Consider the following 21,445-nt stretch of genomic DNA (forward strand, 5'->3'; position numbering starts at 1 on the left):
TACCGAGGCAAGGAGAACCGCCGTGTCCCACAGCACGGTGCCTCGGGCCGACGCCGAGGCCGAAGTCAAGGAGAACCCCCCGGCGGCGCACGGCGGCGCCGCCGGGGCCACGAGGAAACCGCCCGCCGGGAAGCTGAGCCTGCGGGTGAGGTTCAGGCGCGACCGCGTGCTGCTGCTGATGACGCTGCCGGCCGTGCTGCTGGTGCTGCTCTTCAACTACGTGCCGATCCTCGGCAACGTCGTCGCGTTCCAGGAGTACGACCCCTACATCAGTGACAACGGGGTCGTCTCCATCCTGCACAGCCCCTGGGTGGGCCTGGAGAACTTCCAGCGGATCTTCGAGGACTCCGCCTTCTGGAACGCCGTGCAGAACACGCTGGTGCTGTTCGTGCTCCAGCTGGTGCTGTACTTCCCGATCCCCGTCCTGCTCGCGCTGCTCATCAACAGCGTGGTCAGGCCGCGTGTCCGGGCGATCTCGCAGGCCATCCTCTACCTGCCGCACTTCTTCTCGTGGGTGCTGGTCATCGCCGTCTTCCAGCAGCTCTTCGGCGGCGCCGGCATCCTGTCCCAGCTGCTGCGCGCGCACGGGTACGACGGGCTCGACATCATGACCGACCCGGAGACCTTCAAGTTCCTGATCACCGCGCAGAGCGTGTGGAAGGACGCGGGCTGGGGCATCATCGTCTTCCTCGCCGCGCTGTCCTCGGTCAGTCCCGACCTGTACGAGGCCGCCGCGATGGACGGCGCCGGACGCTGGCGGCGGATGTGGCACGTCACCCTGCCCGCGCTGCGCCCGGTGATCGCCCTGCTGCTGGTGCTGCGGGTCGGCGACGCGCTGACCGTCGGTTTCGAGCAGATCCTGCTGCAACGGGACGCCGTGGGGCCGGGCGCCGCCGAAGTGCTGGACACCTTCGTGTGGTGGAACGGCGTACGCAACCAGGACTTCGGTTACGCCGCCGCGGCCGGACTCGTCAAGGGCGTCATCAGCCTCGGTCTGGTCCTCGCGGCGAACAAGGTGGCCCACCTCATGGGCGAGCAGGGGGTGTACAAGAAGTGACCACCGTGACGGAAAAGCCCGTACGCACCCCCGGCCGGTGGGCGGCCCCGCCCCGGCCGGCGTGGGAGGAGAAACCCGGCCGGGTCGGACTCGCGGGCAAGGGGCTGGTCCTGCTCCTCGCCTGCCTGGGCATCCTGTTCCCGCTCTGGATCGTCGTCGTCACCAGTCTGTCCTCGCGCAGGACCATCGACGAGGCCGGCGGGTTGGTGGTGATCCCGAAGGACATCACCTTCGTCGCCTACCAGGAACTGCTCAGCGGCGGCCAGGTCACCCGCGCCACGGTCATCAGCCTCGTCGTCACCCTCGTCGGCACGCTGTTCTCGATGGCGGTGTCGGTGCTGTGCGCCTACGGCCTGTCCCGCAGCAACTCCCTCGGCCACCGCTGGATCCTGATGGTGCTGCTGGCCACCATGTTCTTCAGCGCCGGTCTCATCCCCACCTACCTGCTGGTGCAGTCGCTGGGCCTGACGGACAGCTACCTCGCGCTGATCCTGCCGAGTGCGATCAGCGTCTTCAACATCCTGGTCCTGCGCGGATTCTTCATGAACATCTCGCAGGAGCTGATCGACAGCGCCCGCATCGACGGGGCCGGCGACTTCCGGATCCTGTGGCAGATCGTCATGCCGCTGTCCCGGGCGGTGATCGCGGTGATCACGCTCTTCTACGCCGTCGGTTACTGGAGCGCCTGGTTCAACGCCTCCCTGTACCTCAACGACCAGGACATGCTGCCGCTGCAGAACGTCATGATCCAGCTGGTGCAGAAGCAGGAGGCCCCGGTCGGCCTCGGCCAGGCCATCAAGACAGGTCAGCTGTCGGGACTGGCGGTCCAGATGGCCGTCATGGTCATGGCGCTCCTGCCCGTGGCCGTGCTGTCGCCGTTCGTCCAGAAGCACTTCAAGAAGGGGATGCTCACGGGGGCGGTCAAGGGCTGAGGCCCGAGCAGGGGGCTCGCGCGGTGCGCCGGCCGCGGTCCGCCGCGGCCGCGCCCACGCGGCGAGCCGCACAGCCCCGTCCCCGAGATTCCTCCACCCACCCCGTAGACGAGGTTCTGTCATGTATGCGTCCCCTCTGAGCCGACGTGCCGTTCTCGCCGGGGCCGCGGCCACCGCCGCCGTCGCCGGCGTCCCCCTCCCCGGCGGGCGTGCCGAGGCCGCCGAGTCCGAGGCGGCCCCCGCCGCCTACCGCTGGCGCAACGTCGTCATCGGCGGCACCGGGTTCATCACCGGCGTGCTGTTCCACCCCTCCGTGCGCGGGCTCGCCTACGCCCGCACCGACATCGGCGGCGCCTACCGCTGGGACGACCGGACCGACCGCTGGGTCCCGCTGCTGGACCACATCGGCTGGGACGACTGGAACCTGCTCGGCGTCGAGGCGATGGCGATCGACCCCGCCCACCCCGACCGGCTCTACCTCGCCCTCGGCACCTACGCCCAGCCCTGGGCCGGCAACGGCGCCGTGCTGCGCTCCGAGGACCGCGGCGCCACCTGGCGGCGGACCGACCTCACCGTGAAGCTCGGCGCCAACGAGGACGGCCGGGGCACCGGCGAGCGGCTGCTGGTGGACCCGCGGGACAGCGACACCCTGTGGCTGGGCACCCGGCATGACGGCCTGCTGAAGTCGTCCGACCGGGGCGCCACCTGGACGCCGGTGAGCGGCTTCCCGGCCGTCCCGTCCGCCACCGGCCAGGGCGTCACCCTCCTCGTCGCCGCCGGGCGGGCCGTCTACGCCGGCTGGGGCGACGGCGACGGCGCCTCGGCCAACCTGTTCCGCACCTCTGACGGCGCCACCTGGGAAGCGGTCCCCGGACAGCCGTCCGGCACCGCCGCCCGCGTGCCGATCCGGGCCGCGTACGACCGGCACGCCCGCGAGCTGTACGTCACGTACGCCGACGCCCCGGGACCCAACGGACAGTCCGACGGCAGCGTGCACAAGCTGCGCACCAGCAGCGGCACGTGGACCGAGGTCACACCGGTGCGGCCGGGCGGGACCACCGGTGGGGGAGGGTCCGCCGACACCTTCGGCTACGGCGGGGTCGCCGTCGACGCCCGCCGCCCCGGCACCGTCGTCGTCTCCACCAACAACCGCTGGGCGGCGGTCGACACGCTCTACCGCTCCACCGACGGCGGCCGCACCTGGCGGTCCCTGAAGGAGTCAGCCGTCCTCGACGTCTCCGAGACGCCGTACCTGAGGTGGGGGGAGGACGAACCCAAGTTCGGCTGGTGGATCCAGGCCCTGGCCCTCGACCCGTACCACTCGCGGCACATCGTCTACGGCACCGGCGCGACCCTCTACGGCACCCGTGACCTGAGGCACTGGGCGCCGCAGATCCGCGGCCTGGAGGAGACGTCCGTCCGCCAGCTGATCTCGCCCCCGGCCGGAAAGGCGCACCTGATCAGCGGTTGCGGCGACATCGGCGTGCTGTACCACGACCGGCTCACGGCGTCCCCGCCGCGCGGCATGGCCACCGACCCCGTCTTCGGCACCGCGACCGGCCTCGCACAGGCGGCGCGCAGACCGGCGTACGTCGTCCGCACCGGCTGGGGCGACCACGGCAACGGCGCGTACTCCCACGACGGCGGGCGGACCTGGGCGCCCTTCGCGGCCCAGCCCGGCATCGCCAAGGACGCACCGGGGCCGATCGCCACCGGCGCCGACGGCAGCGTGCTGCTGTGGTCCTTCGTGCACTGGGACGGCACCAGGCACCCGGCCCACCGCTCGGCGGACAACGGCGCCACCTGGTCCGAGGTCCCCACCTTCCCCAAGGGCGCCACCCCGGTCGCCGACCCGGCCGACCCGGCGCTCTTCTACGCGTACGACACCGACACGGGGACGCTGTTCGCCAGCGCCGACGGCGGGCGCACCTTCGCCGCGCGGGCGAGCGGACTGCCGTCCGGCGACAGCCAGTTCAAGCTGGTCGCGGCGCCCGGCAGGTCCGGCGACCTGTGGCTGAGCGCCAAGGGCGACGGACTGTACCGCTCGACCGACGGCGGCGGGACCTTCACGAGGGTCGAGAGCTGCCGGGCCTCCCACACCCTCGGCTTCGGCAAGGCCGCCGACGGCGCCGACTACCCGGCGATCTACCAGGTCGGCTCGACGGAGGCGATCACCGCCGTGTACCGCTCCGACGACGAGGCGAGGACCTGGGTGCGCGTCAACGACGACGACCACCAGTGGGGCTGGACCGGCGAGGCGATCACCGGCGACCCGCGCGTGTACGGCCGGGTCTACCTCGCCACCAACGGACGCGGCATCCAGTACGGGGAGCCCGTCCGGTGACCGAGCACGAAGGACCCACGCTCGCCGACGCCACCCGCGGCCGGATCCTCTACGGCGGCGACTACAACCCGGAGCAGTGGCCCGAGGAGGTCTGGCACGAGGACGTCCGCCTCATGCGGGAGGCCGGCGTCAACTCCGTCACCCTGGGCGTCTTCTCCTGGTCCAGGATCGAACCCCGGCCGGGCGAACGCGACTTCGGCTGGCTGGACCGGCTGATGGACCTGATGCACGAGAACGGCATCGGCGTCGTCCTCGCCACCCCGACCGCCTCCCCGCCGCCCTGGATGGGCCACCTGCACCCGGACACCCTGCCCCGCGACGAGGACGGCCGGACCGAGTGGTGGGGCGGACGGCAGCACTTCTCGCACTCCAGCGCCACCTACCGCCGCCTCGCCGCCGCCGTCACCGAGGACCTGGCCGCCCGCTACGGCGGCCACCCGGCCCTCACGATGTGGCACATCAACAACGAGTACTGCACCTACGACTGGGGCGACGAGGCCGCCGCCCGCTTCCGCGACTGGCTCCGCGCCCGGTACGGCACCCTCGACGCCCTCAACACCGCCTGGGGCACCGCCTTCTGGAGCCAGGGCTACGGCGACTGGGCGGAGGTGCTGCCGCCCCGCCGCGCGCACTACCTGAAGAACCCCACCCAGGTGCTGGACTTCAAGCGCTTCACGTCCGACATGCTCCTGGAGTGCTACACCGCCGAACGCGACATCGTCCGCCGGCACACCCCGCACCTGCCGGTCACCACCAACTTCATGCCGCTGTGGGCCGGCCAGGACGCCTGGCGCTGGGCCGAGGAGGAGGACGTCGTCTCCGTCGACCTCTACCCCGACCCCCGCGACCCCCTCGGCGCCCAGGACGGCGCGCTCGTGCAGGACATGACCCGCTCCCAGGCCCGCGGTCCCTGGATGCTCATGGAGCAGGCGGCCGGCCCGGTCAACTGGCGCGGGGTGAACCACCCCAAGCCGCGCGGCCTCAACCGCCTGTGGTCCCTGCAGGCCGTGGCCCGCGGGGCGGACGCCGTCTGCTACTTCCAGTGGCGCCAGTCCCGGCAGGGCGCGGAGAAGTTCCACTCCGGGATGGTCGGCCACGCGGGCGAGCGGGGACGTGCGTACCAGGAGGTCAGGCAGCTCGGCGCGGACCTGGCGCGGATCGCCCCGCATGTCACCGGTGGCCGGATCGCCGCCGACGTCGCCGTGCTGCACGACTGGCACTCCTGGTGGGCCGGCGACCAGGAGGCCCGGCCGTCGCGCGAGGTCGACTACCCGCAGGTCCTGCGCGCCTGGCACCGCGCGCTGTGGCAGGCCCACCTCACCACCGACTTCGCCCACCCCGCGCACGACCTGTCCGCCTACCGGATGGTCGTCGTCCCGCAGCTCTACCTCCTCACCGACGCGGCCGTCGACAACCTCCTGGCGTACGTGCGCGGCGGCGGCACCCTGGTCTGCGGCTTCCTGACCGGCGTCGCCGACCAGGACGACCGGGTGCGGCCCGGCGGCATGGACGCCCGGCTGCGCGCGCTCTTCGGCATCCGCACCCTGCACGAGTGGTGGCCGCTGGAGGCGGGGGAGACCGCCGAGTGCGAGGGCTTCCGGGGCACCCTGTGGTCGGAGGAGCTGGAACCCGACGGCACCGCCGACGAGACGACGCCCTACAAGGGCGGGGAACTCGACGGACTGCCCGCCGTCCTGCGCAAGGGCCGCGCCTGGTACGTCTCCACGCTCCCCGAGCCGGAGGCGCTGCGCGAGCTGCTGGCCCGCGCCGCGGGGGAGGCCGGCGTCCGGCCGGTGCTCGACGGGCTGCCGGACCGGGTCGAGGCGGTGCGCCGCGGCGAACTGCTGTTCCTGCTCAACCACGGCCGCGAGCCGGTCACCGTGGAGGTCCCCGGCGCCCATCACGACCTGCTGGCGGAAGAGGCCGTGACCGACCGGCTCACCCTCGGCCGCTACGGCGTGGCGGTGCTGCGGTCATGAGCGCCACGCCCGTCCACGGAACCTGGGAACCGGATCCGGCCGCCCGCTGGGAGGACGGCTTCCTGAGCGGCAACGGCCACCACGGCGCCCTCGTGTTCGGCGATCCGGACGACGACCGGACCGTCGTCACGCACCACACCCTGGTCCGCCCGCACGCGGAGCGCGGCGAGCACCGTCTGCCGCCCCGCCTGGCCGACGGGCTCCCCGGCCTCCGGGACCGCCTGCTCTCCGGTGACCTGACCGCCGCCGAGGACTTCACCGACGGCCGCCCCCTGACGTGGGTGCAGCCCTTCCACCCGGCCTTCCAGGTACGGCTGCGCCGCCCGGACGACGCCCCGGGCGACGACCGGGGTGACGACCGGACCCGGTACCGCCGCACGGTCGACTTCGCCACCGGCGTCACGGAGGCGACCCGCGCCGGCTGGACCAGCCGCGTCTTCGTCTCCCGCGCCGACGACGTGGTCGTCCAGCACGTCACCGCCCCCGGACTCACCCTCGACGTGTCCCTGGACCACCGCCTCCCCGGCGCCCCCACCGCACTGGGCGTCGGCCACGGCGCCGTCCTCACCCCCGAGGGCGCCCTGCTGAGCCTGCGCGCCCGCTACCCGGACGGCGACCGCGCGTACACCGGCGTCACCCTGGTCGTCGTCACCGGCGGCACGACCACGCTCGCCCCTCCGGGGGCCCGGGTCGAGGGCGCGCGGTCCGTCCTGCTGCTCACCCGGGTGCGGCGGCACACCGGGGAGGCGGACGTGCTCGCCGAGGGCCGCGCGCTGCGCGGGCTGCTCGACGAGCCGCACGGCGAGGGGCGGCGGAGCCCGTACGACGGCCTCCTGGCCCGCCACCTGCCGCACCACCGCACCGCGTACGAGCGCGTCACCCTCGACCTGGCCGCCGACCCGGCCGAACGCGCCCTGCCGGGCTCCGCGCTGCTGACCCGGCCGCACAGCGCCGCCCTGCTCGAACGCCTCTTCGCGGCCGGCCGCTACCACCTGCTGTCCGCCAGCGGCCTGTTCCCGCCCCGCCTCACCGGACTGTGGACCGGCGACTGGGACACCGCGTGGTCCGGCGCCTTCACCAACGACGCCAACCTCAACCTGCAGACCGCCTCCGCCGCGGCCGCCGCCCTCCCCGAGGTCACCGAGGCCCTGGCGTCACTCGTCCACCGCCAGCTGCCCGACTGGCGGGACAACGCCCGCGCGGTCTTCGGCACGCGGGGCGCGGTCGCGCCCGCGCACACCGACGGCGAGTCCGGACACGCGTACCACTTCAGCCGCGAGTACCCCCTCCACCTGTGGACCGCCGGCGCCGACTGGCTCCTCAAACCCCTCGTCGACCACGACGAGACCCGCGGCGAGCGCGACCCGCGCACCGCCGCCGCGCTCGCCGAGGTCGCCCTGTTCTACGAGGACTTCCTCACCCGCACCGACACCGGGGGCCGACTGGTCGTGGTCCCCTCCTACTCGCCCGAGAACCGGCCCGCGAACGCGAGCTGGGGCGCGATCAACGCGGCCATGGACCTCTCCGCGGCCCGGCACGCCCTGCTGACCGCCGCCGACCACCACCCCGAGCACGCCGACCGCTGGCGGGCGCTCGCCGACCGGCTCCCGCCGCACCGGATCAACGCCGACGGCGCGCTCGCCGAATGGGCCTGGCCCGGCCTGGAGGACTCCTACGACCACCGCCACCTCAGCCACCTCTACGGCGTCTGGCCCCTGGAGGAGATCACCCCCTACGACACCCCCGACCTGGCCGCCGCCGCGCACCGCGCCCTCGAACTGCGCGGTGCCGAGAACGACTCCGCGCACGGCCACCTGCACCACGCCCTGATCGCGGCGCGGCTGCGGGACGGCGAGCGGGTCGCCCACGCGCTCGCCCAGGTGCTGGAGGGCGACTTCTTCCACGCCTCCCTGATGAGCGCGCACTACCCCCACCGCCACGTCTACAACGCCGACGCCGCCCACACCCTGCCCGCCGTGCTGATCGAGGCGCTCGTGCAGTCCACCCCCGACCGGCTGGTCCTGCTGCCCGCCCCGCCGCCGGCGTACCCGAGCGGCGCCCTGCGCGGGGTGCGCACCCGCTTCGGCGCCGCACTCGACCTCACCTGGTCCCCGGACGGCGCCACCGCCGTCCTGCGGCCGGACCGCACCCACCGCATCGACCTGTGGACTTCCGCCGGCGCCGAGCCCCTCGACCTCGTCGCCGGAGAAGACCGCGTCCTCACGCTGAAGACGCGGTGACCCCCGCGATTCCCCCCACCCATGGAAGGAAAGCCATGGCAACAAGCATCTCGAGCAGGATCACCAGGGCCCTGCTGGCCCCCGCCCTCGCGCTCGGCGCCACCCTCGGCCTCGCCTCCGCCCCCGCGCACGCCGCCGTCTGGAGCTCCTGCGACCAGTGGGGCAACACCGGCCTGAACGGCTACACGCTCTACAACAACATCTGGGGCTCCGGCGCCGGCAGCCAGTGCGTCTGGGCCAACTCCGGCACCGACTGGGGCGTCTGGGCCGACCACCCGAACACCGGCGGCATCAAGTCCTACCCGAACGCCAAGAAGGTGATCGGCAAGCCGATCTCCTCGCTCGGTTCGCTCAGCAGCAGCTACGACGTCACCGTCCCGTCCTCGGGCGCGTACAACACCTCGTACGACATCTGGGACACGGACTACGACTACGAGATCATGCTCTGGGTGAACCACCACGGAGCGGTCGGTCCGCTCGGCACCTCCCAGGGCACGGTGACCCTCGGCGGCCACACCTGGAACGTCTACAAGGGGAGCAACGGACACAACGAGGTCTTCTCGTTCCTGCGCACCTCCGACTCCACCTCCGGCACGGTGAACATCCTCCCGATCCTGAAGTGGATCAAGGACACCAAGGGCTGGATGGGCGACGAGACCATCGGCGACGTCCAGTTCGGGTACGAGATCACCTCGTCGCCCGGCGGACTGGACTTCCGCACCGACAACCTGACGGTGTCGGGCGGTTAGGCGTCCACCGCGAAGCGACGGGGGCGCCCCGGTTCCTTCCGGTTCCGGTGCGCCCCTCCGCGTCAGGGCTTCGGCGCGGACGCCTTCGCGCCCGCGCTGTCGAGTGCGCGCTTCACTGCCTGTTCATCCCGGCCGGCCAGGAGCTTCTCCAGACTCCTGTCGTCCGTGCGGGAGAAGCGCTCGCCCCGTGCGACGTCCTCCTCGCCCAGGACCCGCCCGCACCACTCGCCCCGGGCGACGGTGCGGTCGTCGAACGGGACGGCGGCGCCCTCGCCGAGGACGGTCCACCGGTCGTCCGCCCGGCGCAGGGCGAGCAGATAGGTGTGGCCGGTCTCCAGACGGGGCGCGTACGCGGTCGTGGCCTTCGTGCGGGTGCCGTTCCGGTACACCTGCCAGCCGGCGGCCACCATGTCGAAGTTCTCGCCGAGGGAGTGCCGGGGACTCTTCGCGGACCACAGGACGTCGTCCGTGCGGAAGGTCACCGTGCGGTCGGTCGCGTAGCGGAGGGCGCCTTCGGTGAAGTCGCGCCGGCCGGTGTCCCGCTCGGCGGTCGGCGTGGGTGACCCAGTCCTCGGCGGTCCGGGAGGGGCGGTCGTCGTCCGCGATCCCGCAGCCCACCACCGTGTCCAGACCGCCCCCGCCGACCAGGACGGCGGCGGCGATTCCGGCGACGGCCAGGACGGCGGCGACGGGCCGCCCGATCCGGTCGAGAAGTGCAGTCAACGAAGTCCTTCGTGCTCGTACGGCGCAGGGGTGTGGTGACGAAGAAGACGATCTTGCGGCCGCCTCGGTGGCAGGACGGGCCAGTGGCGTTGATCACGTCGTCACCGGCCGGCACCGGCCGGCCGCGGCCGCGCGTCCCGGGGGCCCGCGGGTCTCCATAACGCCGTGCAGGGGCCGGAACGGGATCTCCCTCCGCGGTCGCCGCCGCGGTTACGTTTTCCGGCGATCACCGTCGGAGCACGCCCGCGTGACATGACAGCCCGCCCCGCGTGCGCGGGCGTGTTCCGGGTCAGGCATGTCCCGTCCTTCCGCCCCACCGAGGAGACCGAGGAACCCGCCATGACACCATCCGCCCCCGACACACCCGGCCCCGACGCACCCGGCCCCGACGCACCCGGCCCCGGCGCACCCGGCACCGACAGCGGTGCGGGAACCGGCGCAGACCGCCGGATCAGCCGCAAGAGCCTGCTCAGGGCGGCCGTCGCCGCCGGAGCCGCCGTCCCGCTGCTCGCCACGGGCACGGTGGCGCTCGCCCGGGACGCCGGCACCCGGGCACGGCCCCTCACGCCGACCCCCTTCTGCGACGACGGCGACGACCCCACGATCCCCCAGATGGAGGGCCCCTACTTCAAGCCGAACTCCCCGCTGCGCGGCAACCTCGTGACACCGGGCACCCCCGGCACCCCGCTCACCGTCGGCGGCTACGTCTTCGGCCGGAACTGCGTCCCGCTCGCGGGAGTCCTGCTCGACTTCTGGCAGGCCGACGACGCGGGCGCCTACGACAACGTCGGGTACGCCTTCCGCGGACACCAGTTCACCGACGCCTCCGGCGCCTTCACCCTGCGGACGATCGTGCCGGGCCTCTACCCGGGCCGCACCCGGCACATCCACGTCAAGGCCCAGGCGCCCGGCGAGCCCGTGCTCACCACCCAGCTGTACTTCCCCGGCGAGCCCCGCAACAGCACGGACACGATCTTCGACCCGGCCCTGCTGATGAACGTCCGCAGCGTCGGCGGCGGCAAGGAGGCCACCTTCGACTTCGTGCTCGACGTGGACGGCGGCCCCACCGACCCGCCGACCGACCCGCCCACCGACCCGCCGAGCGGCAGCTGGGCGCCGGGCCGCCCGTACGCGGCGGGCGACCGGGTGACCCACGGCGGCGCCGCCTACCGCTGCCTGCAGGCCCACACCTCCATGACCGGCTGGGAGCCGCCCCGCGTCCCCGCGCTGTGGCGCCGTGAGTGATCTTCGCCCCGTCGAGGACGCGGCGGCCCCGCAGGTCCCGGACCTGCGGGGCCCGTGTCCACGGCACGGGCGCACGGGCGGGGCGGACGGCCGCTCAGCCACCCCGGCCGACGGGACGGGTCCGGAGCCAGTAGGAGCGGGCGGCGACGGCCAGGGCGGTCCCGTACCCGGCGAACGCGATCATGCCGATCCAGCCGACCAGCAGCGCGTCGGCCGAGGTGGGGAAGTCGCCGCGCCGCACCGTCACGACACCGGCCGTGGCCAGGACCACGTAGCCGGTGCCGAGCACCCCGTACGGGACGAGGGTGGCGGCACCGATCAGCGCGGGGGTCAGGGGAAGTCCGCGCGGAACGCGCCGGCCGCGCAGGAACGGCACCCGGCGCGGGAAGACCTGGCCCCACGGACGGACCAGGCCCCAGAGCAGGAAGGTGCCGAGCGCGGCCATCAGCACGGTGCCGTCGAGGCCCCACGACTCCAGGGTGAGCCAGAGCCCCGACGCGCCGTTGCGCTCGGAGATCGCGGCCGTCTCCTCGCCGGTCACTCCGGCGAAGGTGCCGCCGGACGCCCAGATCTGCTTCATCACCACGTAAGGAAGGAAGGCCGCCGTCCCGGCGCAGGCGACGAGGTGGACCCGGAGGGAGGCGGCGGGCGGAGCCGCGACGGCGGTGGCCGGGGTGGTCGCGGCGGCCACCGCGGAAGGGCGGCGGGCGGCGCGGGCGGTGGCCGCGAGCAGCAGTGTCCCGATCGCGGCCAGGGCACGGTTCGCGGTGACCGCCCAACTGTCCACCGCCTGACCGAACAGCAGCACGAGGATGTCCATGAGCAGGCTGAACGCGGTGGCCGCGGCGAGTCCGCAGACCGCCCACAGCAGAGCCCGCAGCGGTGGCCGGAGCCCGTACCGCGCCACCGCCGCGCAGACCAGTGCGGCCAGCACGGCCAGTGCCGCGACGGCCCATCCCAGGGCCGAGGGGGCGGGACCGCCGACCCAACGGAGCACCGGGGTGCCGCTCAGCGCGCAGACCACGCCGAAGCAGGCGTGCACCGAAGCCCAGAGCGTCACCGCCCGGAGTGTCCCCTCCGGCCGCCGCCACCGCCGCGTGTTCCAGGGGGCGTTCGTCGCCCGCGCCGTACCCGTCATGCCTCGAAGGTCGCACTGCGTGCGGTGACGGGGCGTCATCCCGCGGACCGATCCCCGTCCGCCGCACGGCTGAGCCGCCCGGGACGGCCCCGGCCGCCGCCGCGGACCGCGGCGGCCGGATCTCCGGCACGGCCCGGTCCTACGCGGCGTCCGGCGCCGTGATCGGCAGGCTCGCCCCGTCCCGCAGGAACAGCGGGATGCGGTCCAGCGGGGCGTCGACCGTCACGGCCGCACCGCCCTCGTACGCCTCGCCCGTCCACGCGTCCGTCCAGCGCGCGCCCGCCGGGAGGTACGCCGTGCGGGCCGTGGCGCCCGCCGTGAGCACCGGGGCCACCAGCAGGTCGCGGCCGAACAGGTACGCGTCGTCCACCGACCAGGCCACCTGGTCGCCGGGGAACTCCAGGAACAGCGGCCGCATCACGGGCAGCCCCTCCTCGTGCGCCTCCCGCATGACCCGAAGGACGTACGGCTTCAGCCGTTCGCGCAGCCGCAGGTACTTCTCCAGGATCGCGCCGGCCTCCTCGCCGTACGACCACACCTCGTTCGGGCCGCCGGTCATGTCCGGGCCCAGCGGCATGCCCGGGTCGCGGAAGCCGTGCAGCCGCATCAGCGGGGACAGCGCGCCGAACTGGAACCAGCGGACCATCACCTCGCGGTAGGCGGGGTCGTCCGGGTCGCCGCCGTGGAAGCCGCCGATGTCGGTGTTCCACCACGGGATGCCCGACAGCGAGGTGTTGAGGCCGGCCGCGATCTGGCGGCGCAGGGTGGCGAAGTCGGTGCCGATGTCACCGGACCACAGGGCGGCGCCGTGGCGCTGGCTGCCCGCCCACGCCGAGCGGTTGAGGGTGATCACCTCGTCCTCGCCGGCGGCGGTGAGACCCTCGTGGAAGGCGCGGGAGTTCTCGGCGGGGTAGAGGTTGCCGACCTCCAGGCCCGGACCCGCCCAGTAGCGCAGGTTCTCCGGGAAGCCCGGCTTCAGCTCCGGCTCGCAGGCGTCCAGCCAGAAGGCCGTGATGCCGTACGGGTCGAGGTAGTTCTCCTTGATCCTCGACCACACGAACTCCCGGGCCTCCGGGTTGGTGGCGTCGTAGAAGGCGACCTGGACCGTGGAGGCGACCTCCTTGTCCGGCCAGTCGGCGTGCGCCATCGGGCCGTACTGGGTGCCGATGAAGTAGCCGCGCTGCTCCATCACCGGGTGGTTCTCGCTCAGCGGGGAGACCGACGGCCACACGGAGACCACCAGCTTGACGCCGAGCTCGTCCAGCTCGCGCACCATCGCCGCCGGGTCGGGCCACTCCTTCGGGTCGAACTTCCACTCGCCCAGGTGGGTCCAGTGGAAGAAGTCGCAGACGATCGCGTCCAGCGGCAGGCCCCGGCGCTTGTACTCCCTCGCCACGGCGAGGAGCTCGTCCTGGGTGCGGTAGCGCAGCTTGCACTGCCAGAAGCCGGCCGCCCACCCGGGCAGCATCGGCGACCGCCCGGTCACCGCGCTGTAGCGGCGCTGGGCGTCCGCCGGGGCGCCCGCGGTGATCCAGTAGTCGATCTGCCGGGCCGAGTCCGCCACCCAGCGGGTGCCGTTGTGCGCCAGCTCCACGCGGCCGATCGCCGGGTTGTTCCACAGCAGGGTGTAGCCGCGGCTGGAGGTGAGCACCGGGATGCTCACCTCGGCGTTGCGCTGCACCAGGTCGACGACCAGGCCCTTCTGGTCCAGCCGCCCGTGCTGGTGCTGGCCCAGGCCGTACAGCCGCTCGTCGTCGTAGGCGGCGAACCGCTGCTCCAGCCGGTGGTGACCGTTGCCGACCGCCGTGTACAGGCGAGGGCCGGGCCACCAGAAGTGGGCGCGCTCCTCGGCGAGCAGTTCGCCCCCGTCGGCGGTGCGCAGGAAGCGGACCATGCCCTCGGCGTCGATCTCGGCGGTCAGCGCGCCGACGGTCAGCCGGCCCCGGCCGTCCTCGATCTTCACGGTGGACTCGGTGGCGGGGGCCCCGTCCAGGAGGGCTCCGGGCAGGTCCCGGAGCACCGGGCCGCCGAGCCGGGCCCGTACCCGGACCGCGTCCGGCCCCCACGGCTCGATCCGTACGGTTTCCTGACGGCCGCTCCACTCCAGCGCACCGTCCCGCTCACGGAACGTCCCGACGGTGGGGGAGGACTGGGCGAGGCTGACCTTGGGCTGTGTCTCGGCGGACTGGGTCACGAGGCGTGCTCCTGGAGGAAAGCAGACATGGAGGTGCCCTGGTGGGGGCGAGCGTTCGCTGAAGCCGAAGAGAAGGAGAGGCCGAAGAGAAGGAGAGAAGGAGGGAGGCGGAAAGGGAGGAGGGAGAAGCGGGGAGGGGAGACGGGGCTACTGGACGGGGGCCGGGCCGGAACTCGCCCGGACCGTCAGCTCGGGCGCGAGCAGCACGACCTCGTCGCCGCCCCGCCCGTCGAGCTTGGCGACCAGCTGTTCCACGGCGTGCCGGCCCATCTCCTGCGCCGGGATGGCGACGGACGTGAGCCGCACCGACGCCTGGACGGCGACCTGCTCGGGGCAGATCGCGACCACCGAGACGTCCTCGGGCACGGCCCGGCCCTGCTGCCGCAGCAGGGCCAGCAACGGCTCGACCGCCGACTCGTTCTGGACGACGAACCCGGTGGTGCCCGGACGTTCGTCGAGGATCCGGGCGAGCGTCGCGGCCATCGCGTCGTACCCGCCCTCGCACGGCCGGTGCAGCAGCCGCAGCCCCAGCTCCCGCCCCCGGGAGCGGAGTCCGTCGAGGGTGCGCTCGGCGAAGCCGGTGTGCCGCTCGTACACCGCGGGGGCCTCGCCGATGACGGCGACGTCCCGGTGCCCCAGCGTCGCCAGATGCTCCACGCACAGCGCGCCGGTGGCCTTGAAGTCGAGGTCGACGCAGGTCAGACCGGTGGTGTCGGCGGGCAGTCCGATCAGCACCGCCGGCTGGTCGTCCCCCACTCCCGACTCCGCTCGACCGGGGGCACCCCCGTCCCTCAGCAGCGGCAGCCGCTCGTCGTCGAGCTCGACGTCCATCAGGATCATCCCGTCGGCGAGCCCGCTGCCCGAGACGCGGCGCACCGCGTCCGGGCCCTCCTCGCCGGTGAGCAGCAGCACGTCGTAGCCGTGCGTGCGGGCCGTGGTGGCCACGGCGATGGCGATCTCCATCATCACCGGTACGTACATGTCCGTGCGCAGCGGGACCATCAGCGCGATGATGTTCGACCTGCTGCTGGCCAGGGCGCGGGCCCCGGCGTTCGGGTGGTACCCGAGCTCGCGGATGCTCCGCTCGACCCGCTGCCGGGTGTTCGCGGAGATGGACCGCTTGCCGCTGAGGACATAGCTCACCGTGCTCGCCGAGACTCCGGCGTGCTGGGCGACCTCGGCGAGGGTGACCATCCAGCTCTCCAAGTTTTGTGAAGCGCTTCGACAGTGCGCAGAGCGTACAAGGGCGGGTGAGGGTGGTTCGACAGTAGCCCTAGCGGAGGTGGGTGTCCATAGGTTGTCGAAGCGCTTCGACAGCTTTCTTTCCCGCAGGTGCCGAGCCGCGGCATCGGCCGAACGGCCGCACGAAGGGTGGTGGGGTGGCTACGAATCGGGTACATACGATCGAGTAGCACCAATCGGTAACGCAACGACACCATCCTATTCGCGGCGAGGTGAGCCTCATGTCCGCAGCACCCGAGACACCCCCGTCCCCGTCTCGGCCCACCGTCACCGAACGTGAGGCCCGCCAAGTCGCGGAGGCCGCCCGGGAACAGCACTGGCGCAAGCCCAGCTTCGCCAAGGAGCTGTTCCTCGGCCGCTTCCGGCTCGACCTCATCCATCCCCACCCCCTCCCGGCCGACGAGGACGCCCAGCGCGGCGAGGAGTTCCTCGCCAAGCTCCGCGACTTCTGCGAGACGGAGATCGACGGCGCCCTGATCGAGCGCGAGGCACGCATCCCCGACGAGGTGATCACCGGGCTCAAGGAGCTCGGCGCCTTCGGCATGAAGATCGACACCAAGTACGGCGGCCTCGGTCTCACCCAGGTCTACTACAACAAGGCCCTCGCCCTGGTCGGCTCCGCCAGCCCCGCGATCGGCGCCCTGCTCTCCGCCCACCAGTCGATCGGCGTCCCGCAGCCGCTGAAGCTCTTCGGCACGCAGGAGCAGAAGGAGACGTTCCTGCCGCGCTGCGCCCGCACCGACATCTCGGCCTTCCTGCTCACCGAGCCGGACGTCGGCTCCGACCCGGCACGGCTCGCCACGACGGCGGTCCCGGACGGCGACGACTACGTCCTCGACGGGGTGAAGCTCTGGACGACCAACGGCGTGGTCGCCGACCTCCTCGTCGTCATGGCGCGCGTGCCGAAGTCCGAGGGCCACCGGGGCGGCATCACCGCGTTCGTCGTGGAGGCGGGCTCCGAGGGCGTCACCGTCGAGAACCGCAACGCCTTCATGGGCCTGCGCGGCCTGGAGAACGGCGTCACCCGCTTCCACCGGGTCCGCGTCCCCGCCTCGCACCGCATCGGCGAGGAGGGCCAGGGCCTGAAGATCGCCCTCACCACGCTCAACACCGGGCGGCTGTCCCTGCCCGCGATGTGCGTGGGCGCCGGCAAGTGGTGTCTGAAGATCGCCCGCGAGTGGTCGGCGGCCCGGGAGCAGTGGGGCAAGCCGGTGGCGCTGCACGAGGCGGTCGGCTCCAAGATCGCCTTCATCGCGGCGACCACCTTCGCCCTGGAGGCCGTCCTCGACCTGTCCTCGCAGATGGCGGACGAGGACCGCAACGACATCCGCATCGAGGCCGCCCTCGCCAAGCTGTACGGCTCGGAGATGGCCTGGCTGATGGCCGACGAACTGGTCCAGATCCGCGGCGGACGCGGGTTCGAGACCGCCGAGTCCCTCCGGGCGCGCGGCGAGCGGGCGGTCCCCGCCGAGCAGATGCTGCGCGACCTGCGCATCAACCGCATCTTCGAGGGGTCCACGGAGATCATGCACCTGCTGATCGCGCGTGAGGCCGTCGACGCCCACCTGTCGGTCGCCGGCGATCTGATCGACCCCGAGAAGTCGCTCTCCGACAAGGCCAGGGCGGGCGCGAACGCGGGCGTCTTCTACGCGAAGTGGCTGCCCAAGCTGGTCGCGGGCGCCGGACAGCTCCCCGGGTCCTACGGCGGGTTCAAGCACGGCATCGACCTGTCGGGGCACCTGCGCTACGTCGAACGCACCTCCCGCAGGCTGGCCCGCTCCACCTTCTACGCCATGTCCCGCTGGCAGGGGAGGATGGAGACCAAGCAGGGATTCCTGGGCCGGATCGTCGACATCGGCGCCGAACTGTTCGCGATGAGCGCCGCCTGCGTCCGGGCCGAGCTCCTGCGCAGCCGCGGCGAGAACGGCCGTGAGGCCTACCAGCTCGCCGACGCCTTCTGCCGCCAGGCCCGCATCCGCGTCGAGGAACTCTTCGACCGGCTGTGGAACAACACCGACGACCTCGACCGCAAGGTCGTCAAGGGGGTGCTCTCGGGCACTTACGCCTGGCTGGAGGAGGGCGTCGTCGACCCCTCGGGCGACGGCCCGTGGATCGCGGACGCCGCCCCGGGCCCCAGCACCCGGGACAACGTGCACCGGCCGATCCGCTGAGACGGGGGGCGGCCGCACGGGCTCCTCGTCCACGGTCCTCACGACGCCCCGGAAGCGGTCACCCGGGTCGGATCACACCCGTGCGGCCCGGCCCTTCGCCCGACCGGGCAGGGCCGTCCGGCCGCGTGCGCTCGGAGGGCGCCTCCGCGCGGCGCGGGAATCCGGGGACCCGGCCGGGAGGAACGGAGGAACCGGGCAGGCCGACCGGGCCCGGTGGCCGGAGGATCGAGCAGGCCGAGCGCGGTGCCCCGGACACGGGCCCTGACGGCCTGCCGCTGATCGCGCACGTCCTCGACGCCCCGCCCGCCGACCGGGTGGCCGCCCGGCCGCCCGCGACCGCCGAAGGGGGATCCCGGTGCCGCCCACGGGGTACCGGCCGGTCCGCCGCGGTTCTGGCCCGGAAGGGGCCGGTCACAGGGGCCGGTCCCCTTCCGGGCCGCCCGGCGCGGCACCGCGGGGACACGGACGCGGGCCGCCGGGGCGGGGCCCCGGCAGTGGGGGTGACCGGACACAATGGGTCCATGACCGACGCTCCAGCTCCCCTCGCCGACCCGCACCTGGTGTACGACCCCGCCGCGGGAGACGGCCCGAAGGACGTGGTGGTCCTCGGCTCCACCGGGTCGATCGGCACCCAGGCCATCGACCTCGTACTGCGCAACCCCGACCGCTTCCGGGTCACCGGCCTGTCCGCCAACGGAGGCCGGGTCGCCCTCCTCGCCGAGCAGGCCCACCGGCTGCGGGTGCGCACGGTCGCCGTCGCCCGCGAGGACGTCGTACCGGCCCTGCGCGAGGCGCTCTCCGCGCAGTACGGGACGGGGGAGCCGCTGCCCGAGATCCTGGCCGGGACGGACGCGGCCACCCACCTCGCCGCCTCCGACTGCCACACCGTCCTCAACGGCATCACCGGCTCCATCGGACTCGCGCCGACCCTCGCCGCCCTGGAGGCGGGCCGCACCCTCGCGCTCGCCAACAAGGAGTCCCTCATCGTCGGCGGTCCGCTGGTCAAGGCGCTGGCCGAGCCGGGGCAGATCATCCCGGTCGACTCCGAGCACGCCGCGCTCTTCCAGGCGCTGGCCGCCGGCACCCGAGCCGACGTCCGCAGGCTCGTCGTCACCGCCTCCGGCGGCCCCTTCCGCGGCCGCAGCAGGGAGGAGCTCGCGCACGTCACCGTCGAGGACGCCCTCGCCCACCCCACCTGGGCCATGGGCCCGGTGATCACGATCAACTCCGCGACCCTCGTCAACAAGGGCCTGGAGGTCATCGAGGCGCACCTGCTGTACGACATTCCCTTCGACCGCATTGAGGTCGTCGTGCACCCGCAGTCGTATGTCCACTCGATGGTTGAGTTCACGGACGGATCGACACTGGCCCAGGCGACGCCCCCCGACATGCGCGGGCCCATCGCCATCGGCCTCGGCTGGCCCGAGAGGGTCCCCGACGCCGCCCCGGTCTTCGACTGGAGCAAGGCGTCCACCTGGGAGTTCCTCCCCCTCGACAACGAGGCGTTCCCCTCGGTGGACCTCGCCCGGCACGTGGGCGAGCTCGCGGGCACCGCCCCGGCGGTGTTCAATGCCGCCAACGAGGAGTGCGTGGAGGCGTTCCGCGCGGGCGCGCTGCCGTTCAACGGGATCATGGAGACGGTCACGCGGGTGGTCGAGGAACACGGCACACCGCGATCGGGAACCTCCCTGACCGTGTCGGACGTCCTCGAAGCGGAGACCTGGGCCCGCGCGCGGGCCCGGGAACTGACAGTCCGGACGGCGAGCGCGGAGGCGCGTGCATGACGACCCTGATGTTCATCCTCGGCATAGTCGTCTTCGCGGTCGGCCTGCTGTTCTCCATCGCCTGGCACGAGCTCGGACACCTGTCCACGGCCAAGATGTTCGGCATCCGCGTGCCCCAGTACATGGTCGGCTTCGGGCCGACCCTGTGGTCGAGGCACAAGGGCGAGACCGAGTACGGCGTCAAGGCGATCCCGTTCGGCGGCTACATCCGCATGATCGGCATGTTCCCGCCCGGCCCCGACGGCCGGCTGGAGGCCCGCTCCACCTCACCGTGGCGCGGCATGATCGAGGACGCCCGCTCCGCCGCGTTCGAGGAACTCAGACCGGGCGACGAGAACCGCCTGTTCTACACGCGCAAGCCGTGGAAACGGGTCGTCGTGATGTTCGCGGGCCCGTTCATGAACCTGATCCTCGCGGTCGTGCTGTTCCTCACCGTGCTGATGGGCTTCGGCATCCAGCAGCAGACCACCACCGTCAGCTCGGTCTCCCCGTGCGTCATCTCGCTCAGCGAGAACCGCGACGACTGCAGGAAGTCCGACCCCGAGTCGCCGGCCGAGGCGGCCGGCATGAAGGCGGGGGACAGGATCGTCGCCTTCGACGGCGTCCGGACCGAGGACTGGGGGACCCTCTCCGACCTCATCCGCGACAGTGCCGGCAAGGACGTGCCGATCGTCGTCGACCGCAAGGGCGAGGAGGTCACCCTCCACGCGGAGATCGCCACCAACCAGGTCCCCAAGAAGGACTCGAGCGGCGCCTACGTCGAGGGCGAGTACGTCAAGGCCGGCTTCCTCGGCTTCAGCGCGGCCACCGGCGTCGTCAAACAGGACTTCGGCGACTCCGTGGTCTGGATGACCGACCGGGTCGGTGACGCCGTCGACTCCCTCGCCGCCCTGCCGTCCAAGGTCCCCGCCCTGTGGGACGCGGCCTTCGGCGACGGCCCGCGCGAGCCCGACTCCCCGATGGGCGTCGTCGGCGCGGCCCGGGTCGGCGGCGAGATCGCCACGCTCGACATCCCGGCCTCGCAGCAGCTGGCCATGTTCGTGATGCTGCTCGCGGGCTTCAACCTCTCCCTGTTCCTGTTCAACATGCTCCCGCTGCTGCCGCTCGACGGCGGACACATCGCGGGCGCGCTGTGGGAGTCGCTGCGCCGCAACACCGCCAAGGTGCTGCGCCGCCCCGACCCGGGGCCGTTCGACGTGGCGAAACTGATGCCGGTGGCCTACGTGGTGGCCGGGATCTTCGTCTGCTTCACCCTCCTCGTACTGATCGCGGACGTGGTGAACCCGGTCCGGATCTCCTAGCCCCGGACTTCGACACCTGCCGTTCACGATGGCCTGGAACCTTCTCGTTCCGGGCCGTCGCCCTTTGGACGGGTTTACGACCGGGATGTGCTCGGGCGTCGGCCCTTGCCGTAATCTCGGAGCCCGGAGCCCGCTGCTCACGGGGAGCCGGACCTTGATCCACGACTTGGGGTTGCACAGCAGATGACTGCGATTTCTCTCGGCATGCCGTCCGTTCCGACCAAGCTCGCCGAGCGCCGGAAGAGCCGGCAGATCCAGGTCGGGTCGGTGGCGGTGGGCGGGGACGCCCCGGTGTCGGTGCAGTCGATGACGACGACGCGTACGTCGGACATCGGTGCGACGCTGC

Annotated in this window: 15 protein-coding genes; 11 read left to right on the forward strand and 4 right to left on the reverse strand. The window is 72.8% G+C overall.

Translation table 11 applies throughout. The features are described from left to right. The first annotated feature begins 22 nt into the window (after positions 1 to 22). The 6 genes from FHS37_RS31770 to FHS37_RS31795 all read left to right on the forward strand — a co-directional run bounded on the left by FHS37_RS31770 (position 23) and on the right by FHS37_RS31795 (position 9,301). A complete protein-coding gene (locus tag FHS37_RS31770; RefSeq protein ID WP_184827601.1) occupies positions 23 to 1,057 on the forward strand; it encodes an ABC transporter permease in 1,035 nt (344 codons plus the stop codon). Then, the gene (locus FHS37_RS31775; protein WP_184827603.1) at positions 1,054 to 1,989 is read left to right on the forward strand and encodes a carbohydrate ABC transporter permease; all 936 of its coding nucleotides are present in this window, start codon (positions 1,054 to 1,056) and stop codon (positions 1,987 to 1,989) included. Before FHS37_RS31770 ends, FHS37_RS31775 begins: the two co-directional genes overlap by 4 nt. A gap of 121 nt (positions 1,990 to 2,110) precedes the next feature. Continuing rightward, positions 2,111 to 4,333, forward strand: coding sequence for a WD40/YVTN/BNR-like repeat-containing protein (locus FHS37_RS31780; RefSeq protein ID WP_184827605.1), 2,223 nt, complete (start codon positions 2,111 to 2,113; stop codon positions 4,331 to 4,333). After that, complete coding sequence (locus FHS37_RS31785; protein WP_184827607.1) at positions 4,330 to 6,312, forward strand: beta-galactosidase; 1,983 nt, start codon at positions 4,330 to 4,332, stop codon at positions 6,310 to 6,312. The genes FHS37_RS31780 and FHS37_RS31785 overlap by 4 nt, the downstream gene beginning before the upstream one ends. Beyond that, entirely contained in the window at positions 6,309 to 8,552 is a 2,244-nt protein-coding gene (locus FHS37_RS31790; RefSeq protein ID WP_184827609.1) for a glycosyl hydrolase family 95 catalytic domain-containing protein, read from the forward strand. Before FHS37_RS31785 ends, FHS37_RS31790 begins: the two co-directional genes overlap by 4 nt. A 35-nt stretch (positions 8,553 to 8,587) precedes the next feature. Continuing rightward, positions 8,588 to 9,301, forward strand: coding sequence for a glycoside hydrolase family 12 protein (locus FHS37_RS31795; RefSeq protein WP_184827611.1), 714 nt, complete (start codon positions 8,588 to 8,590; stop codon positions 9,299 to 9,301). A 62-nt stretch (positions 9,302 to 9,363) separates the two neighbouring features. On the opposite strand, the gene FHS37_RS40050 is transcribed toward FHS37_RS31795, so the two are convergent. Beyond that, positions 9,364 to 9,783 (reverse strand): hypothetical protein, encoded by a 420-nt coding sequence (locus tag FHS37_RS40050; RefSeq protein WP_229890090.1) that lies wholly within the window; start codon positions 9,781 to 9,783, stop codon positions 9,364 to 9,366. A 580-nt stretch (positions 9,784 to 10,363) separates the two neighbouring features. On the opposite strand from FHS37_RS40050, the gene FHS37_RS31805 reads away from it, so the two are divergent. After that, positions 10,364 to 11,269: a dioxygenase family protein gene (locus tag FHS37_RS31805; RefSeq protein WP_184827613.1), complete on the forward strand. Its 906-nt coding sequence runs from the start codon at positions 10,364 to 10,366 to the stop codon at positions 11,267 to 11,269. A 94-nt stretch (positions 11,270 to 11,363) separates the two neighbouring features. On the opposite strand, the gene FHS37_RS40055 is transcribed toward FHS37_RS31805, so the two are convergent. From FHS37_RS40055 to FHS37_RS31820, 3 genes are all read right to left on the reverse strand, one after another. Continuing rightward, positions 11,364 to 12,329 carry a hypothetical protein gene (locus FHS37_RS40055; protein ID WP_229890089.1) on the reverse strand — a complete coding sequence of 322 codons (966 nt, stop codon included), beginning with the start codon at positions 12,327 to 12,329 and terminating at the stop codon, positions 11,364 to 11,366. Positions 12,330 to 12,546: 217 nt separating this feature from the next. Continuing rightward, a complete protein-coding gene (locus FHS37_RS31815; RefSeq protein WP_184827615.1) occupies positions 12,547 to 14,601 on the reverse strand; it encodes a glycoside hydrolase family 31 protein in 2,055 nt (684 codons plus the stop codon). 147 nt (positions 14,602 to 14,748) lie between these two features. Next, positions 14,749 to 15,795 carry a LacI family DNA-binding transcriptional regulator gene (locus FHS37_RS31820; protein WP_184827617.1) on the reverse strand — a complete coding sequence of 349 codons (1,047 nt, stop codon included), beginning with the start codon at positions 15,793 to 15,795 and terminating at the stop codon, positions 14,749 to 14,751. Positions 15,796 to 16,064: 269 nt separating this feature from the next. Here FHS37_RS31820 and FHS37_RS31825 point away from each other — a divergent pair, with 269 nt between their 5' ends. From FHS37_RS31825 to FHS37_RS31840, 4 genes are all read left to right on the forward strand, one after another. Next, the gene (locus FHS37_RS31825; protein ID WP_184827620.1) at positions 16,065 to 18,014 is read left to right on the forward strand and encodes an acyl-CoA dehydrogenase family protein; all 1,950 of its coding nucleotides are present in this window, start codon (positions 16,065 to 16,067) and stop codon (positions 18,012 to 18,014) included. A 521-nt stretch (positions 18,015 to 18,535) separates the two neighbouring features. Next, the gene (dxr, locus tag FHS37_RS31830) at positions 18,536 to 19,798 is read left to right on the forward strand and encodes a 1-deoxy-D-xylulose-5-phosphate reductoisomerase (protein WP_184827622.1); all 1,263 of its coding nucleotides are present in this window, start codon (positions 18,536 to 18,538) and stop codon (positions 19,796 to 19,798) included. Then, complete coding sequence (locus FHS37_RS31835) at positions 19,795 to 21,099, forward strand: M50 family metallopeptidase (protein WP_506417175.1); 1,305 nt, start codon at positions 19,795 to 19,797, stop codon at positions 21,097 to 21,099. Before dxr ends, FHS37_RS31835 begins: the two co-directional genes overlap by 4 nt. 183 nt (positions 21,100 to 21,282) lie before the next feature. Beyond that, on the forward strand, positions 21,283 to 21,445 hold a 163-nt coding region (locus FHS37_RS31840; RefSeq protein ID WP_351004190.1), incomplete at its 3' end, for a flavodoxin-dependent (E)-4-hydroxy-3-methylbut-2-enyl-diphosphate synthase.

The sequence above is a fragment of the Streptomyces griseomycini genome (assembly GCF_014203535.1).
GTDB classification, from domain to species: Bacteria; Actinomycetota; Actinomycetes; order Streptomycetales; family Streptomycetaceae; genus Streptomyces; species Streptomyces griseomycini.